Consider the following 18053-nt stretch of genomic DNA (forward strand, 5'->3'; position numbering starts at 1 on the left):
CTGCGATCTTTTGATCTTTAAAAACAACATCAAGAGATCGCAGCCTGCGGCAGCTCCTACATGAGACCGTATTTGGCGGGGCCAGATCAGAACGCCAGTTTGTAGCCGATCAGCACCAGCATCGTCGCCAGGCACGGGCGCAGCACTTCATCGGAGATGCGTCCGGTCAGGTGGCTGCCGAGCCAGATGCCTGGCAGAGAACCCACCAGCAAAAAGCCCAGCACGCCCCAATCCATGTTGCCCATGCTCGCGTGGCCGAGGCCTGCAACCAGGGTCAGCGGCACGGCGTGGGCGATTTCTGTGCCGACCAGACGGCGGGTCGGCAGCAGAGGATAGAGGATGAACAGCGCGACAGTGCCGAGGGCGCCGGCACCGATCGAGGTCAGGGCGACCATGGTGCCGAGGATCAGACCGGTGATCACAGTCATCACGTTCAGGCGCGAACCGCTCGGGTTGTAGTTGCCGCCGGCGCGTTTGTGGGCGAAGTCGAGCAAGCGTTTCTTGAAGAAGATCGCCAGCGCCGTGGCGAACAGGACGAAGCCCAATGCCTGTTTGATGATGGCGTTCATCGCGTCCGGCGCGGTGTGCAGGGTGCTGAGGAACCACAAGGTCATAGCCACCGCCGGCACGCTGCCGAGGGTCAGCCAACCGGTGATGGCCCAGTCGATGTTCTTGTTTTTGCGATGGACGAGTACGCCACTGGATTTGGTAATGGCGGCGTACAGCAGGTCAGTGCCCACCGCCGTTGCCGGGTTGATGCCGAACCACAGCAGGATCGGCGTCATCAACGAACCACCGCCGACACCGGTCATGCCGACAATAAAACCCACCACCAGCCCGGCAATCACCAGGCCGAAATTTGCCAATTCCATTAAACCGTCCAGAAAAACGACAGGAAAAATCTGGCCCGCAGCATAGCGATTTTTCTTATAACCACATATATCGATGCGGTCTATCGTTATGCCATATCGACCTCACCATCGCTTTACTGTAGGAGTGAGCCTGCTCGCGATAGCGGTGTTTCAGTCACTGAGTTCGTCACTGATAGACCGCTATCGCGAGCAGGCTCACTCCTACAGGGGATTTTTGGTGAGCCTTAGATCAGTGCACCCTTCGGCCAGGTTTGAAGCTGTGGTTTTTGTTGGCCCACACCGTGGCCAGCGCAATCAGCGACAGAATCAGCAACGCCCACGGAAACGACATTGCCCCCGCCCGATCCAGCAACAACCCGCCAAACAAGCCGCCGCCGGCAATCGCTACGTTCCAGGACGTGGTGAGCATGGCTTGCACCACATCGACATGTTCACCGGCCGAGTCCGCCGCCGAGGTCAGCAGCAACGTGGCCGAGCCACCAAACGACAGGCCCCACACTGCCATGCAGGCATACATGATCAGCGGTGACGGCGCTGCCACTGCCAACACCAGCGCGGTCAACGCAAACACCGCAAGGCTGATCAACGTCAGCCAGCGCAACCAGCGATCCACCAGCATGCCGATGATCCAGATCCCCACCAGCGAACACAGGCCAAATACCAGCAGCACCAAATCGACCCGATCGGCGAGCCCGGCCTGCATCAGAAACGGTGCAATGTAGGTGTAGAGAATGTTGTGCCCGAGCATCCACGTCAGCACCACAAACAACACGGGCCGCACGCCCGGCAGGCGCATCGATTCGAGCAGCGGCAGACGCTCGTCACTGGCCTGCCCCGGACGATCCGGCACGGCGATCACGATCCACGCGGCCAGCACCAGAGCCAGCGCCGACATGATCCCGAACGACGCACGCCAGCCGATCAGATTGCCCAGCCACGTCCCCGCCGGCGTGCCCAGTGACAGCGCCACCGGGGTGCCAAGCATGGCAATCGCCAGTGCTCGACCCTGTTGATGCACCGGCACAATGCCGCGCGCATACCCGGCCATGATCCCCCACGACAACCCCGCCGCCATCCCGGCGAGAAAGCGCGAGGCGAGGGTCAAACCGTAATGGCTGGAGAACGTGGTGACGGTGTTGAACAACAGAAACCCGCCGACCGTCATCAATAACACCCGCCGTCGCGGCCAGCCGCGTGTGGCGACGGTCAGCGGAATCGCCGCGACAATCGAACCCAGTGCATACAGCGTCACCAGTTGCCCGGCGAGTACTTCACTGACGTTGAGCCCGGCACCGATTTGCGGCAGCAGCCCGGCGGGCAGGGTCTCGGTGAGAATGGCGATGAACCCGGTCATGGCGAACGCCAGCAACGCGGCATAGGGTAGTTTGTCCGCACGGGCGGTGCGGTCGACGCGGCTGAAATCGGCGCTTGCAGGGTCGGTCATGACGGGAGCGGCTCCATTTTGATCAATAGCGGCGTCGGATTGTATACAAAAAATAGGCGCACCATTTGATCAATGTGGGAGCGAGCCTGCTCGCGAATGAGGTGGACCAGTCAACTCTTCAGCGCCTGAAGGAACGCTTTCGCGAGCAGGCTCGCTCCCACATTGGATCTCTGCCCACCACAAAAACTTGTGGGAGCTGGCTTGCCAGCGATGAGGCCAGGCCAGGCCAGGCAACATAGTTTTGCCTGACCCACCGCCATCGCTGGCAAGCCAGCTCCCACAGGTTTTGTGCTGCATTGATGATCACCGCCCCAACCGAACTCACTGCACCGGCAAGAAATTCAGGAACAACAAACTCTGCGCGTAGTTAAGGCCGATCCGCCGATAACGCTCATCAAGCATCTGCGTGATCAGGTCCAGCCGCGCGACGATTTTGCCGAACTCGGTGGCGAAGCTCAGGTTGCTGCCCTCCTCCGAGATCTCATTGGAAAACAGCAGCGGCTGCCCTTCCTTGTTCTGCCGCTGGGACAAGATCCACGTGGCTTTTTCGATATTGCGTGCAGCGTTGTGAACGAACGTCGGGTTGATCGCATCGGTCATGTAGAACTCAGTGCGATTGCCATGGGCGGTGACCAGCATGCTGCCGATGGCATAGATGAACGCGCCGACACGGTCGCCGAGAAACTCCGGACTCATCGCATAGCTGAGCGCCGCCAAATCTTTTCGACCGCCAAGCACCGGCAACGGCTGTTGCTGCTCCACGGCCATCCGCACCTGCTTCACAGCGGCATGGATGTTGAGAAACCCTGACTTGCGCAGCTCGTCCGGGTTGCGCAGGTACAGCTTGGCTTGCAAGCGATAGAGGCTGCTGAGGTTGTCGCGCATCGCCAACGTGGCCATGCGGTCGACGCTGGTCTGCAGGAACTCCTGCGGCTTCCCTTCACGCATCTGATTGAAGAAACCATTGCCGTCCTGGTGACTGCAACCGCTGAACAGCAGCGACGACAAACAGGCCAGCAACAGGCACGGGCGGCGGAAAAAAGCGGCGATCAGGGCAAAAGCTCTCGGCATGAAATCTCGAACAGGCACATTCCTGTGCGGCGGGAGTCACCGCATCCTGGCCATGGATAGAGCCGCCGATTGCGAAAAAGTGCAGTGGTGCGCACGACCAGCCGACCTTCGGCAATGTCTGCCCAACCAATTAGTCTGTCTTTATTGTTGAAATAAACGATCAATCAACTATAAATCTTCACTGCACACACAAATAGCATGACTAGTTATCCTGTAGGAGCTGCCGAAGGCTGCGATCTTTTGACGTTGGGGTTTAGAAGCAAGATCAAAAGATCGCAGCCTTCGGCAGCTCCTACACGGCATCGGCGCCATTTTGAAAACAACAACAAAAAGGAAGGTCAACCATGCTTCAATCCCGTCACCTGCTCTCCGGCCTCGGACTGTCCCTGATGATCGCCACCCTTTCCGCCAACGCGGCCGGCCTCAGCGCCGAACACAAAGCTTTCGGCAAAACCAATGACGGCACGCCCGTCGAGCAATACATCCTGCGCAACAGCCACGGCATGCAAGCCACCGTCATCACCTACGGCGCGACCCTGCAATCGCTGAAAGTCGCCGACAAGCACGGCAAGTTCGACGACGTCGTGCTCGGCTTCGATGATGTCCAGGGTTACCAGAAAGGCACCGCCTACTTCGGCGCAACCATCGGCCGCTTCGGCAATCGCCTCGCCGAAGGTGCCTTCGAACTCGACGGCAAGCGCTATCAAGTGCCGCAGAACGATAAGACCAACGCGCTGCACGGCGGCCCGCAGGGCTTCGACAAGAAAGTCTGGAAAGCCCAGGAAACCAAGGACAAGGATTCGGTCGGCGTGACCCTGACCTATCTGTCGGCGGACGGCGAAATGGGTTTCCCCGGCAACCTCACCACCGAGGTGACCTATCGCCTCACCGACAACAACGAGCTGCGCATCGACTACAAGGCCAGCACCGACAAACCGACCGTGCTCAACCTGACCAACCACAGCTATTTCAACCTCGCCGGCGCTGGCAATGGCGACATTCTCAAACAGGTCGCCACCCTGCACGCCAGCCATTACACCCCGGTCACCGCCAAACTGATCCCGACCGGCGAACTGGCCCCCGTGGCGGGCACGCCGATGGACTTCAGCAAACCGACGGAGATCGGCACGCACATCAAGGCTGATCATCCGCAGCTAAAATTCGCTGAGCCGAAACAGGGTGGGTTTGATTTCAACTGGGCGCTGGATACCAAGGGCGATATCGGCAAAGTTGCTACTGAGGTGAGTGACCCGCAGTCCGGTCGTGTGCTGCAGTTGTTCACCACGGAGCCGGGTGTGCAGTTCTATACCAGCAACTTCCTCGACGGCACCGTCAAGGGCAAGGGTGGCAAGGTCTATCCGCACTGGGGCGCGTTTACCCTGGAGACTCAGCACTATCCGGATTCACCGAATCAACCGGACTTCCCGAGTACTCGGCTTGATCCGGGGCAGGCTTACAGCCACAGCGTGGTGTTGAAGTTCTCCGCAAAATAACTCGCCCCGCCGTACCTGATCGTTCCCACGCGCAGCAAAGGAATGCCTCAAGGGACGCTCCGCGTTCCAGCTCGCGAAGGGACGCGGAGCGTCCCGGGCTGCATTCCCACGCAGAGCGTGGGAACGATCTGGTCTATCCTGCTGCCCACTAAAAGGTATCGACACATTCAGCAAGGAGGTTTGCATGCGTACCCTCGAACTGGCCGGCGTCCAGGTTCCAATCATTGGCCAAGGCACCTGGCGCATGGGTGAAGACCGCTCGGCGCACAAGCGTGAAGTGGCGGCGCTGCGCACGGGGATCGAGCTGGGCATGACCCTGATCGACACGGCGGAAATGTACGCCGAGGGCGGCGCCGAAAGCGTGGTTGGCGAAGCCATTGCCGGTCTGCGCGATCAGGTGTTTCTGGTGAGCAAGGTCTACCCGCACAACGCCAGCCGCAAAGGCATCCCGCAGGCCTGCGAGCGCAGTCTGCGGCGGCTCGACACCGATTACATCGACCTCTATCTGTTGCATTGGCGCGGCCAGTATCCGCTGGAAGAAACCGTCGAAGCCTTTGAACGCCTGTGCGAGGACGGCAAGATCGGCCGTTGGGGCGTGTCGAATTTCGATGTCGACGATCTCGAAGAACTCTCCAGTTCGGTCTGCGCGACCAATCAGGTGCTCTACAACCTCGAAGAGCGCGGTATCGAATTCGATCTGCTGCCGTGGTGCCAACACCAGCGCATGCCGCTGATGGCTTACTGCCCGATTGGCCAAGGCGGCGCGATGCTGGCTGAACCGCTGCTGAATGAGATTGCCGCTCGTCATGGCGTAACCCCCGCACAGGTTTCGCTGGCGTGGATTCTGCGTCAGGATGGTGTGATTGCGATTCCCAAGGCTGTGCGACCGGAACACGTGCAATTCAATGCACAAGCCGCGCAACTGCAACTGGAGGCCGGGGATCTGGCGGCGCTGGACCAGGTTTTTAAAGCGCCACAACGCAAGCAGCGGCTGGCCATGGTCTGAGCCGCCGACTGGCGAGGGCTTCGCGATGAGAAGCACAGATCAGTACGACCCGTTCAACCTGCAACGTTTTGTCCAGGCCCAGGACCCGGTGTTCGAGCGCGTGCAACGCGAACTTGATGATGGCCGCAAGCGCAGCCACTGGATGTGGTTTGTCTTTCCGCAGTTCGCCGGCCTGGGCGGCAGTGAAATGTCCCGGCGCTTCGCCATCGGTTCAGCCGAAGAAGCCCGGGCCTATCTGGCCCACGAGCTGCTCGGCGCGCGCCTGCGTACCTGCACGCAGTTAGTGCTGAAGGTGAAACAGCGCTCGATCGCGGAGATTTTCGGCCATCCCGATGACCTGAAGTTTCATTCCTCGATGACCCTGTTCGCCCAGTTTGCCGCTGAAGACAGCGTGTTCACTCAAGCGCTGGAGCGCTATTTTCACGGCATTCTCGATGAATGGACGCTGCAATTGCTCGACTCAAAACAGGCCCAGTTGCCCCCCGATCAGGGTTGAGAAATCGTCGTCGACAAACGGCAGAATCGCATCCGCCACCGGTTGCAGTTGCCGTGTGATGTAGTGATCGTAGTCGATGGCGGCGCGGCGCACTTCCAAAGGCTCCGGGCCGGCCAGGGTGATGACGTAGCTGATCCAGCCGCCGTTCTGGTATTGCCGTGGGCGCCCGTGCTGGGCGTTGTAGTCGTCGGCCAGCCGCGCCGCACGCACATGCGGCGGTACGTTGCGTTCGTAATCGTCGAGGGTGCGGCGCAGGCGTTTGCGGTACACCAGCCGATCATCGAATTCGCCGGCAAGGGTTTTGCGCACGTAGTCGCGCACGTAATCCTGATAGGGCTTGCGCTGGAAAATCCGCTCGTAGAGTTCCTGCTGAAATTGCCGGGCCAGCAGCGACCAATCGGTGCGCACGGTTTCCAGACCTTTGTAGACCATTTCATCGCTGCCGTCGGCGCGGGTGACGAGGCCGGCGTAGCGTTTCTTGCTGCCCTCCTCGGCACCGCGAATGGTCGGCATCAGGAAGCGTTTGTAGTGAATTTCGAATTGCAGTTCGAGGGCGCTTTCCAGTCCGTACTCCTCCCGCACATGTTCGCGCCACCAATCGTTGACGTGCTTGACCAGTGCATGACCGATGTTCGCCGCCTCTTCCTGCCCGTGCGGACGACGCAGCCAGATGAAAGTTGAGTCAGTGTCGCCGTAAATCACCGCGTGGCCCTGCTCTTCAATCAACTTGCGCGTGCGCAGCATGATCTCGTGACCACGCAAGGTGATCGATGAAGCCAGCCGCGTATCGAAGAAGCGACAACCGCTGGAGCCGAGCACGCCGTAGAAGGCGTTCATGATGATTTTCAGCGCTTGCGACAACGGTGCGTTGTGCTCACGCTTGGCGGTCTCACGCCCCTCGGCGACACGTGAGACGATCGCTGGCAGGCAATGGCGAGTACGCGAGAAACGCGCGCCACGGAAACCCGGCACGGAATCGGCGTCATCCGGGTGTTGCAGGCCTTCGATCAGGCCCACCGGGTCGATCAGAAAGGTGCGTATGATCGACGGATACAGGCTCTTGTAATCGAGCACCAGCACCGATTCATACAGGCCCGGTTGTGAGTCCATGACGAAGCCGCCGGGGCTGGCCTGCGGGGGATTGGTGCCGAGGTTCGGCGCGACAAACCCCTGACGATGCATCAACGGCATGTACAGATGCGTGAACGCCGCCACCGAGCCGCCGCTGCGATCGGCCGGCAGCCCGGTGACGCTGGCGCGTTCGAGCAAAAAGGTCAGCAATTCAGTCTTGGCGAAGATCCGCGTGACCAGTTCGCAGTCCTTGAGGTTGTACTTGGCCAGCGCCGGTTTGTCCTCGGCGAACATGCGGTTGATTTCGTCCATGCGCTGGTACGGGTTGTCGATGGACTTGCCTTCGCCGAGCAGGGTCTGCGCGACGTTTTCCAGACTGAACGACGGGAAGCTCCAGGTCGCTGAACGCAGCGACTCGATGCCATCGATGATCAGCCGCCCCGCCGCCGAGGCGAAGTAGTGATTACGGCTGCCATGTTCGCGCCATTGCATCTCTTCGCCGCCACGGCCGATCTTCAGCGGCACGCCGAGGCGCCGTGCGTGTTCGTGGAGGATGCGCAAATCGAACTGCACAACGTTCCAGCCAATGATCGCGTCAGGATCGTGGCGGGCGAACCAGTCGTTGAGCTTCTTCAGAATGATGGTGCGCGAGTCGCAGTATTCGAGGTCGAAATCGACGATGCTGTCGTCGCCATTCGGCGCGCCAAGCATGTACACCTGACGCTCGCCACAGCCTTCGAGCGCGATGGAGTACAGCTCGCCGGTTTCTGTAGTCTCGATGTCCAGCGAGACCAGGCGCAGCTTCGGTCGGTAATCGGGGTCAGGTTTGAGCTGGGCGTTGAGCAACACGCCGTCGGCATCGGGCGTGCCGCTGAACTGCACCGGCGCAGTGATGAAGCGCTCCATCAGGTAGCGTTCCGGCGGGCGTACATCGGCTTCGTAGACGTCGACCCCATTGCGGTTGAGCGCAGTTTCCAGGCGCATCAATTGGCCGTGTTGCTGGCAATACAGACCGAGCACCGGGCGATGCTCGAAATCCTGCAGGGCCAGCAGGCGCAGTTCGACATTCTTCTCGCCATGCAGCAGGCGTTCGGCCGCTTCGCGCTGCTCAGCGGGGATAAACGCCACCGACGGCTGATGCGGCAAACGCACACGACGGGGCCCGGCGTCAGTCGCCAGCCAGAACTCGACTTCGGTGCCGGCCGGGGTATCGCGCCAATGCCGGGTCAGGACGAAGCCCTGCGGTAAATCCACCACTGCAACCTCAGGAATTGAATCAGAGGGGCATTCTACGCGGCATTGCGTGGGATGACCCTGGCGATAAATCGGCGTCAACCACGGAAAAAACCGGCGAATGACGTTTTTTGCGTGTTATCTGCCGCTTTGCCACCTTGCCCTGCGCGCTTGCGTCTACGATGCTTGGAGAACAACGACAACACCTGAGTAACCACCATGAAGACCGTCGCCCAACTGCTCAAGCTCAAAGATCAGAAAAATCAGGAAGTGCACCAGATCAAGCCTGATCACATGGTGCTCGAAGCGCTGATGAAGATGGCCGAGAAAAACGTCGGCGCCTTGCTGGTGGTCGAAGACGATAAGGTGGTCGGCATCATCAGTGAACGCGATTACGCACGCAAACTGGTGCTGCATGGCCGCTCATCCGTGGGCACGCCGGTGCGCGACATCATGGTGGCGAACGTGATCACCGTCGACACCCACCAAACTGTCGACACCTGCCTGGGCATCATGTCGGACAAACGCCTGCGGCACTTGCCAGTGGTGGAGAACGGCAAGTTGATCGGCTTGCTGTCGATCGGTGACCTGGTCAAGGAAGCGATTGCCGAACAGGCAGAGCTGATCAAGCAACTGGAGCAGTACATCCGCGGGGAATAATCCCCGTCCTCCTCATGATCGTTCCCACGCTCCGCGTGGGAACGATCATCGTCGGTCAGGACGGCCAATGCCGGGCGAAGACCGGTGCCAGCACCGGATGCCGGTCAATCCGCTGCAGCCACGCATAAAACCCCGGTCGCGTCTGGCGCAAATGCTCGCGACTGCCCGCCCAGCGTGTCACCACCGCCGCCAGCACATCTAACGCCCCCGGCGCTTCGTCATCCAGATACAACTCGGCAGAAAACTGGTCGGCAAATACCTCCCAACTCCAGTGCAAACGCTCGCGCGCGCCGGCCACCAGATTCTGCCGCGAGGCTTCGTCGGGCATCAGCAGCCAGCGCTCCGGATAATCGATGACGCCGATCGCCGCGTAGCAGTTGCTGACGATGTAGACCAGACCGCGAATCGCCTGATCACGATCCTCTGCTTTGGCAGGCAGCAAAGCGGACTTGGGAAACGTCAGCCCCAAGTGAATCAGGATCGCCGCGCTCTCGGTGATGGCGCCGCCATCGGGCAGTTGCAAGGTCGGTATCTGCTTGAGCGGATTGAGCTGCGCCAACGCCTCGGCAGCTTCGGTGCTGGCTTCGATATCAATGAAACGGTAAGCGATCTGGCACAGCTCCAGCGCCGCTTCGATGGCGGCGGCGCCTGAGTTTCTGTGCCCGTAGAGCTGGTACATATCCAATCCCCCCGAAAAGACCATTGCCACAGGGTAGATGGCTGTAGCGTGGATGTAGAAAAAATCTGCCTGTGTATCGGTTTTGGCACGGTTTTCCCATGCACTCGCGACTTGCGAATTCAAACCTCGCAAAACAGCGCTTGCGGTGCCCATCCCGCACCAAGAGCAATCATCGAACGTTATCCGCGTTCTTGTACGGTGCGATACCGAACCAAAAGTTCGCGTATCCGAGCTGGCAACAGGAGTTCACCGCGTGAATCTTCAAACGCTCTGCCGCATCACAGCCTCTTTGCATTTATCCGTTCGCCGCCGAGTTCATCCGAACAGTCCCGGCTGCCTTCACACTTACTTTATTACCTGACACTTCGACAGCGCACTGCGTTCGGCAATGAGTTATTGGCCGACGGCAGCGTGCTATTTATTTTTTAAATAAGACTCGGACATTTACTACGCAAACGCAGTGCGCATTGAACGATAGCAGGATTGTCGAACAATAACTTTCAACGCTATTGCAAGTGCACCAAAACTGCTCCACGGGTTTGAACTATTCAATACTTCAAACAGTGATTTCATTTAACCAACAACAAGGAACATGCCCCGTGAGCCGCTAAAACATTGACCCGCACCAATTCGGTCCGCCGCGCACCAGCAAGTGCCCTGGCCGCAAGCCAGGCCGCCGCTCTATCCCGCCGATCAGCGTGATATGGCGCACAGCCTGACTCGCCTGTGAAAAAGCTCCCTCGACCGGAGTAACGGCAATCTGCGCGCCATGGAAAAACCCCGACAAGGGTAAAACTTATATAAATGCGACATGGGTAACACTCATGAAATACGCACTCTACATTTCAGCAATATGTGGCACAGCGGTTGCTATGTGTAACAAGCATGAGACACCGACCGTTGTCTTACGTAATAGAAGAACAACCAGGGAATGGCTAATGAACACTCGAAGTCGATGACGCCAAGCCAGTAAGTTTGCACAAGCCTTGTTAACCGGATAGTTCAACTATCGGCTTCTGCTCACCTTGAAGAAAGTTGCACCCACCCACTCGAACATCTCCTGGATGTTCGGACGGCACCTTATTGCCCTTCATCAACCCGAGGGAGCTTTAATGAACGATGCGGTAAAGCACAGAACCCTGCCGGGGTCGTTGCGGGAAGCGCCAATTCCGCCGCCTCCGGGCAAACCGGCGTTTAAAGCCAACACGTCGCAACCCGGCGGTCTGAATAAACAGCAGATGGTGTTGCTGGTCGCTGTGTCGGCACTGATACATGGCGGCGCCTGGTGGTTTCTCCAGCAATCCAAAACAGAGCCATTGCCAACGCCACCGCAGATTCCGGAAATGACCGTCGAGCTGACCAGCCCGACGCCACCGGCACCGCCCACACCGGAACCGCCACCACCGCCGCCTCCGCCACCGCCGCCGGAACCGGAACAACCGGTGGAAGACGAGGATGCGGTCAAACCACCGCCGAAACCGGTGGAGAAACCCAAGCCGATCGAAAAACCGAAACCGGTCGAGAAGCCGAAACCGGTGAAAAAGGTCGAGCCACCGAAAGCGCCACCGGCGCCGGCACAACCGGCGGCTCCTGCTGCCTCGGCCACCCCGAGCGCACCACCGGCCCCTGCCGCTGCGCCGGGTCCGGTCAAGGAATCAGCAGCGATCTCCGGCCTCGCCAGCCTCGGCAACCCGCCGCCGGAATACCCGTCGCTGGCCCTGCGGCGCAACTGGGAAGGCAGCGTAGTCCTGCGCATTCAGGTGCTGGCCAATGGTCGTGCAGGCTCGGTGACGGTGACCAAATCCAGCGGCAAACCGCAACTGGATGACGCTGCTGTTGCCGCCGTGAAGAACTGGAAATTCATCCCGGCCAAACGCGGTGACACGCCGATCGACGGCTTCGCCACCCAGACCATCGATTTCAAATTGCCGCAATAACCGAACGCTCAATCAACGCACAACCGAATAACGCAAGCGAGGTGTCACCATGAACGATTTGTCTTCGATGATTGTCCCCGGCGTGCTCTGGGGTCTGGTGCTGTTTTCCGTGGTCAGCTGGGCGATCCTGCTGGTCAAGTCGGCGCAGTACCTGCGGCAGAAAGCGCAGAACAAACAATTCAGCAAAGCCTTCTGGGGCGCGCCGGATCTGCTCACCGCCGCCGAACACGCCAGCCAGTATCCGGGCGCGCTGGCGCGTATCGCCAGCAGCGGTTTCGAAGCGCTGCTGGTGGAAGATTCGCCGCGTACCACCCAGCAATTGGCGCACACCATCAACCGTTCGGATCGCCTGGAACGCAACCTGCGCCAGCAGATCCAGAAGGAACGTCGCTCCCTGGAAAACGGTCAGGCGATCCTCGCCAGTATTGGCAGCACCGCGCCGTTCATTGGTTTGTTCGGCACCGTGTGGGGAATCATGGAAGCGCTGAAAAGCATCGGCGAAACCGGCTCGGCCAGCCTTGAAGCAGTGGCTGGGCCGATCGGTCACGCGCTGATCGCCACCGGCGTGGGTATCGCCGTCGCGGTGCCGGCGGTGCTGATTTACAACTTCTTCCTGCGCCGCTTGAAACTCGCTTCGGCAGACATGGATGACTTCGCCCACGACTTTGACGCCCTCGCCTCGCGCAGTGCGTTTTCCATCAGCCGTCAGGCCATCGCCAGCAAAACCACGGCCGCCGTGCGGGAGGCCAGCTGATGTCGTTCTCCACTCAAGACAGCGATGAAGTGCTCAGCGAAATGAACGTCACGCCACTGGTCGACGTGATGCTCGTGTTGCTGGTGGTGTTCATCGTCACCGCGCCGCTGATGACCAACGCGATCAAAGTGAATCTGCCGAAAACCGACGCCGTCGCCCCCGCCGAAAAGAAAGACCCGGTGGTGGTCAGCGTCGATCAGGACGGCAATTTCTATCTGGCCAAGACCGAGCTGGCCCCGGAATCACTGGAAGCCAGCCTCAAAGAGGTCAAGGCCAAGGACAGCGAAGTGCGCGTGCAGTTGCAGGCCGACTCCGCCGTCAATTACGGCCAGGTGGCCAAGGCCATGGCGTCTATCGAACGCTCGGGCATTACCAAAATATCGGTGATGACCACCCACTGAGTGCGGTGCCGGCCGCGTACTGAAAACACGCGTCCGGCACCGCTGACCGAATCCCGTCGTAAACGGCCGACCGAAAAAACGCCACGCGTCTTCGGAGGGGATCGGCTTGCTTGAAGAAAGTGGTTTTCCGCACGCGGTATCACCGATAGCGGAGCAATGAGGGGCTCACAAGGCCAATTCGATAACGTCTAAAAAGTCGGAAATAACCATGCTGATGAACACTCCACGCTTCACGCTCAAACCATTGGTGGCAACGATTTCTCGCCACCGTTTTGTTCCGTTGTATCTGGTGGCCATGGGGATGGGCGCCGGGACTGTGCAGGCGGCCGAGGACGACAACGCTAACGTCCCGGCAGCTGCGGCGGTGGTTGCGCCGACCACGCAACTGCAACGGGTGGAAGTGACCGGTTCGGCGATTCGCCGGGTCGATGCGGAAACGGCGGTGCCGATCACCATTCTCAAGGCCGATGAGCTGCGCAAACAGGGCGTGACCACCACCGCCGAACTGGTGCAGCGCATCACCGGCAGCCAGTCGATCAACAACAGCGCCGGCTCCGTGGGCGCAGCCACTGGCGGCGCCTCATTCGCCGACATGCGCGGCATCGGCGCAAACAAGACGCTGGTGCTGCTCAACGGTCGACGCCTGGCCAACAACGCCTTGTCGGGGACCAACTCGGCCGGCGGCGCGGTGGATCTGAACATGATCCCGTTTGCCGCCATCGAACGTGTGGAAGTGCTGCGCGACGGCGCCTCGGCCCTGTACGGCACCGACGCCATCGGCGGCGTGATCAACTTCATCACCAAGAAATCCCTGACCGACGGCCAATTGACCCTCGGCGGCGAAACCCCGACCCACAGCGGCGGCGGTGCAACCAAAGACATGAGCGCCAGTTGGGGCTACGGCGATCTGGAAGAAGACCGTTTCAACGTCCTCGGCGTGTTCAACTACAACAAGCAGCAGAACCTCGACGCCAACGACCGCTCCTTCGCCACCGACTACGCCCCCGGTCGCGGCCTCGATCAGACCTCCGGCACCGCGTTCCCCGGCAACTACAGTCAGAATGGCAACGCCACCAACCCGTTGGCCAACAGCAATTGCAACGGCCCCAACCTGATCGCCCGCGACGGTTTGTGCCGCTTCAGCACCCGCGAATACATCGACCTGGTGCCGCAAACCGAGAAGACCTCGTTCTTCGGCAAAACCACTGGCAAGCTCGGCGACGATCACAACGTCAATCTCGAATACTTCTGGTCGCGCAACAACAACGCCACGGCGATCGGCCCTGCGCCGTTGACCGGTCTGAGCCTCGATTCCTCGTCGCCCTACTATCCCGGCAACGGCATCACCCCGGCGCCAACCGATTTCGCCCTCGACCCGACCCAACCGGTGGACGTCAACTGGCGTGAAACCGCTGCCGGCCCGCGTGAATCGAAAGACCAGAACACCAGCCAGCGCTTCCTGCTCAGTTTCGATGGTCTGGTCGCCGGCTGGGATTACAACGTCGGCGCCTCGTACAACCAGAACAAAATCGTCTCCAGCGTCACCAATGGCTTTGTCAGCGACCAGGCGATGATCAATGGTCTGGCCAGTGGTTTGCTCAACCCGTTCGGCCCGCAGTCCGCCGCCGGTCAGCAGTACATCGACAACGCGGCCTACCACGGTGCCTACTCCACTGCTGTGGGCCGTGTAGCCGGTTTCGATGGTCGTATCAGTCGTGAAATCGGCGACTGGTTCGGCGCCGGTCCGTCCGGTCTGGCCCTGGGTGGCGAGTACCGCAAAGAGAAATTCCATCAGGATTTCGAGTCGTTCGCCGGCGACATCCAGAGCCTCGGCATCGACCCGGCCGGCAGCGTCGAAGGCGACCGCAGCGTGAAAGCCGCCTACGCGGAAATCAACGTGCCGGTGCTCGACAGCCTCGAACTGTCCGCCGCCGTGCGTCACGACAAATACAGCGACTTCGGCAGCACCACCAACCCGAAATATTCGTTCCGTTATCAACCGTTGAAAGAGCTGGTGGTACGTGGCGCCTACAGCGAAGGCTTCCGTGCGCCGTCGCTGTATGAGTTGTATTCGCCGCGCAGCATCACCTTCACCCAGGGCTACTACAACGACCCGGTGCTGTGTACCGGCGGCGTAGTGCAACCAGGCGGCAACGGCGGCCGCGATTGCGGTCAGCAGTTCCTCAACCAGATCGGCGGCAACGAAGACCTGGCCCCGGAAAAGGCGCGTAACGTGACCCTCGGCTTCGTCTATCAGCCGATCAACAACCTCTCGGTAGGTCTGGATTTCTGGTGGATCCACATCTCCAACCAGATCCAGCCGTTCCCGGAATCCACCGTGTTTGATCAGGCCGGCTCTTACCCGGATCGCTTCGTGCGCAACGCCGATGGCACGCTCAACTACATCGTCACCGGCAACGCCAACCTCGGCATCGTCGAAACCAACGGTGTCGATGTGTCGCTGGACTATCGCTTCCCGAACACGCCGTACGGTCAGTTCGGTCTGGGGCTGCAAGGCACTTATGTTGACGAGTACGACTTCCAGAGCACCATCAAAGGCCCGTTTACCGACAAGGTCGGCGACTTTCAGGGTGACGGCGTGATCGCACGCTGGAAGCACAACCTCACCGGCAGCTGGACCTTCGGCGCGGCGCGGGCAGCACTGACCAACCGTTTCACCACGGGTTACAACGACTACGACCGCGACACCCACGCGCGCGTGGCGTCGTATTCGGTCTGGGATCTGTCGGCCGGTTACACCTTCAACAAGGTGCTGGATGTCGATGCCGGGATGAAGAATGTGTTCGACCGCAACCCGCCGTTTTCCAACCAGGCCTACAACTTCCAGAGCGGCTATGACCCGCGCTACACCGACCCGCTGGGCCGTACTTTGTTTGCGCGCATGACTTACCACTTCTAAAGAACGAGCACCATAAAACCCTGTGGGAGCTGGCTTGCCAGCGATGGCGTTGTATCAGTCGACATTTACTTCACTGACATACCGCTATCGCTGGCAAGCCAGCTCCCACATGGGGGCCGGGTTTCTTCAGGGATTTTCAGGGTGACTTCATGAGTTTTTTGCGCAACATGGCTGGCCTGCTTTTGGGCAGTGCGCTGTTATGCACCGGCACTTCGGCGCTGGCCGGCGGCAGTTATGCGCTGACGGTGTACGGCGAAGCGCCGAAGTATCCGGCGAACTTCGAGCATTTCGATTTCGTCGATCCCAAGGCGCCCAAGGGCGGTTCACTCAGCCGTGCGTCGATGGAGATCGGCCAATACAACTACATCAGCCCGTATGCCGATCAGGGCATTTCCGTGGTGCAGGTCAACGACTGGGTGTATTCGCCATTGGCGTTCCGCTCGCTGGACGAGCCGTACACCGTTTATGCACTGGTCGCGCAGCAGATCGAGCGCGACCCCGATGGACTCTGGGTGCGCTTCACCCTCAATCCACAAGCACGTTTCGCCGACGGCACGCCGATCACCGCTGAAGACGTGCGCTACACCTTCAACCTGTTGATGACCAAGGGCAGCCTGAGTTATCGCCAGCAATACGCCGATGTGCAGGACGTGCTGATCGAAGGCCCACGACAGGTGCGCTTCACCTTCAAGAACAACCTCAACCGCACCCTCGCACTGGATCTGGCGACGATGCGCGTGGTCCCCGAACACTGGTGGAAAACCCGCGACTTCGCCAATGGCGGCGGTTTCGAGCCACCGCTGGGCAGCGGCCCGTACCGGGTGAGCAAGGTCGACGCCGGGCGCAGTATCAGTTTCGAACGTGATCCGGACTGGTGGGGCAAGGACTTGCCGGTCAGTCGCGGCATGTACAACTTCGACACGCTCACGGTGAATTTCTACGGTGACACCGACGTCGCCCGGCAACTGCTGCAGGCCGGCGCGTTCGACTACAACCGCGAGTTCTCCTCGTCCGGTTATGTGGTCGGCTATGACAGCCCGGCATTGCGCGACGGTCGTTTGCAACAGTCGATCCTCGCCCCGGACAAACCCACCGCCGCTCAGGGCTTCGTGTTCAACCTGCAGAACCCGTTCTTCAAGGATCGCCGCGTGCGTCAGGCGATCAGCCTGCTGTGGGATTTCGAGTGGACCAACAAACAGATGATGCGCGGCTTCTACGTGCGCCAGAACAGCTTCTGGCCAAAAAGCGAAATGGCCGCCACCGCCCTGCCCGACGCCGAAGAATTGAAGATCCTCGAACCGCTGCGTGGGCAGATTCCCGACGAGGTTTTCACCACGGTGTACCAGGCACCGAAAACCGATGGCAGTGGCTACATCCGCGACAAACAACTGCAAGCGCTGAAGCTGCTCGCCGAGGCCGGCTGGACGCCGCAACACAATCGTCTGGTCAACGCTGCGGGTGAGCCGCTGGAGTTCACTTTCCTCGACGGTCAGGGCGGCTTCGATCGCATGTTGCTGCCGTTCAAACGCACCCTCGCGCAGATCGGCATTACGCTCAATCTGCGCCGGATCGATTCGGCGCAATACATCAACCGCCTCAACGCCCGCGACTACGACATGATCGTCGTCGCTTTCCCGCGCAGCGGCGATCCGATCGTCTCTCCCGGCCGCGAGTTGTACAGCCTGTACGCCTCGCAAAGCGCCACGCAAGTCGGCAGTTCGAACTCGATGGTGCTGGCCAATCCGGCGGTCGATCAACTGATTGACGGACTGGTCCAGGCCAACAGCCGCGAAGCCATGGTGCATTACGCCCGCGCCCTCGATCGGGTGCTGCAATGGGGTTACTACATGATTCCCAACTACTACTCCAAAGGCACACCGACGGTGTATCAAAACCGCTTCGGCATGCCACCCGTGCAACCGGCGTATGACGAAGGCCTCAACACCTGGTGGGAGGTAGCGGCCAAGGCGCTGACCACCCAGCAGATGCACTCTCAACTCGCGGGGGGCCAGTGAC

The 18053-nt window shown here is 60.1% G+C and carries 14 protein-coding genes; 9 read left to right on the forward strand and 5 right to left on the reverse strand.

Annotation, left to right across the window (positions count from 1 at the left end):
- Window positions 1-86 precede the first annotated feature (86 nt).
- The 3 genes from ACOYXH_RS15350 to ACOYXH_RS15360 all read right to left on the reverse strand — a co-directional run bounded on the left by ACOYXH_RS15350 (window position 87) and on the right by ACOYXH_RS15360 (window position 3387).
- A complete protein-coding gene (locus tag ACOYXH_RS15350) occupies window positions 87-872 on the reverse strand; it encodes a sulfite exporter TauE/SafE family protein (RefSeq protein WP_034154648.1) in 786 nt (261 codons plus the stop codon).
- A gap of 229 nt (window positions 873-1101) precedes the next feature.
- On the reverse strand, window positions 1102-2316 hold the full coding sequence (locus ACOYXH_RS15355; protein WP_449123051.1) for an MFS transporter: 1215 nt from the start codon (window positions 2314-2316) through the stop codon (window positions 1102-1104).
- Window positions 2317-2637: 321 nt separating this feature from the next.
- Entirely contained in the window at window positions 2638-3387 is a 750-nt protein-coding gene (locus ACOYXH_RS15360; protein ID WP_095051023.1) for a hypothetical protein, read from the reverse strand.
- Between the two features lie 344 nt (window positions 3388-3731).
- Here ACOYXH_RS15360 and ACOYXH_RS15365 point away from each other — a divergent pair, with 344 nt between their 5' ends.
- The 3 genes from ACOYXH_RS15365 (at window position 3732) to ACOYXH_RS15375 (ending at window position 6382) form a co-directional block, all read left to right on the forward strand.
- The gene (locus ACOYXH_RS15365) at window positions 3732-4880 is read left to right on the forward strand and encodes an aldose epimerase family protein (RefSeq protein ID WP_095051022.1); all 1149 of its coding nucleotides are present in this window, start codon (window positions 3732-3734) and stop codon (window positions 4878-4880) included.
- A gap of 184 nt (window positions 4881-5064) precedes the next feature.
- Window positions 5065-5886, forward strand: coding sequence for an aldo/keto reductase (locus tag ACOYXH_RS15370; RefSeq protein WP_258708500.1), 822 nt, complete (start codon window positions 5065-5067; stop codon window positions 5884-5886).
- 25 nt (window positions 5887-5911) lie between these two features.
- A complete protein-coding gene (locus ACOYXH_RS15375; protein ID WP_095124436.1) occupies window positions 5912-6382 on the forward strand; it encodes a DUF1810 domain-containing protein in 471 nt (156 codons plus the stop codon).
- On the opposite strand, the gene ACOYXH_RS15380 is transcribed toward ACOYXH_RS15375, so the two are convergent.
- Entirely contained in the window at window positions 6347-8707 is a 2361-nt protein-coding gene (locus ACOYXH_RS15380) for a DNA polymerase II (RefSeq protein ID WP_460409757.1), read from the reverse strand. The two genes, ACOYXH_RS15375 and ACOYXH_RS15380, sit on opposite strands and share 36 nt — an antisense overlap.
- Before the next feature lie 198 nt (window positions 8708-8905).
- On the opposite strand from ACOYXH_RS15380, the gene ACOYXH_RS15385 reads away from it, so the two are divergent.
- Window positions 8906-9346 (forward strand): CBS domain-containing protein, encoded by a 441-nt coding sequence (locus tag ACOYXH_RS15385; protein ID WP_008084932.1) that lies wholly within the window; start codon window positions 8906-8908, stop codon window positions 9344-9346.
- 55 nt (window positions 9347-9401) lie between these two features.
- Here the strand turns inward: ACOYXH_RS15385 and ACOYXH_RS15390 are convergent, their stop codons facing one another.
- Complete coding sequence (locus ACOYXH_RS15390) at window positions 9402-10025, reverse strand: glutathione S-transferase N-terminal domain-containing protein (protein WP_460409758.1); 624 nt, start codon at window positions 10023-10025, stop codon at window positions 9402-9404.
- A 1112-nt stretch (window positions 10026-11137) separates the two neighbouring features.
- On the opposite strand from ACOYXH_RS15390, the gene ACOYXH_RS15395 reads away from it, so the two are divergent.
- The 5 genes from ACOYXH_RS15395 (at window position 11138) to ACOYXH_RS15415 (ending at window position 18052) form a co-directional block, all read left to right on the forward strand.
- A complete protein-coding gene (locus tag ACOYXH_RS15395; protein WP_460409759.1) occupies window positions 11138-11962 on the forward strand; it encodes an energy transducer TonB in 825 nt (274 codons plus the stop codon).
- A gap of 67 nt (window positions 11963-12029) precedes the next feature.
- Window positions 12030-12716, forward strand: coding sequence for a MotA/TolQ/ExbB proton channel family protein (locus ACOYXH_RS15400; RefSeq protein ID WP_371857721.1), 687 nt, complete (start codon window positions 12030-12032; stop codon window positions 12714-12716).
- The gene (locus tag ACOYXH_RS15405) at window positions 12716-13117 is read left to right on the forward strand and encodes an ExbD/TolR family protein (protein ID WP_460409760.1); all 402 of its coding nucleotides are present in this window, start codon (window positions 12716-12718) and stop codon (window positions 13115-13117) included. The genes ACOYXH_RS15400 and ACOYXH_RS15405 overlap by 1 nt, the downstream gene beginning before the upstream one ends.
- Window positions 13118-13325: 208 nt before the next feature.
- Complete coding sequence (locus tag ACOYXH_RS15410; RefSeq protein WP_176471234.1) at window positions 13326-16037, forward strand: TonB-dependent receptor; 2712 nt, start codon at window positions 13326-13328, stop codon at window positions 16035-16037.
- Window positions 16038-16186: 149 nt separating this feature from the next.
- Complete coding sequence (locus ACOYXH_RS15415; RefSeq protein WP_095051015.1) at window positions 16187-18052, forward strand: extracellular solute-binding protein; 1866 nt, start codon at window positions 16187-16189, stop codon at window positions 18050-18052.
- The last annotated feature ends 1 nt before the right edge of the window (window position 18053 follow it).

It is taken from the genome of Pseudomonas sp. Mb7 (assembly GCF_054790525.1).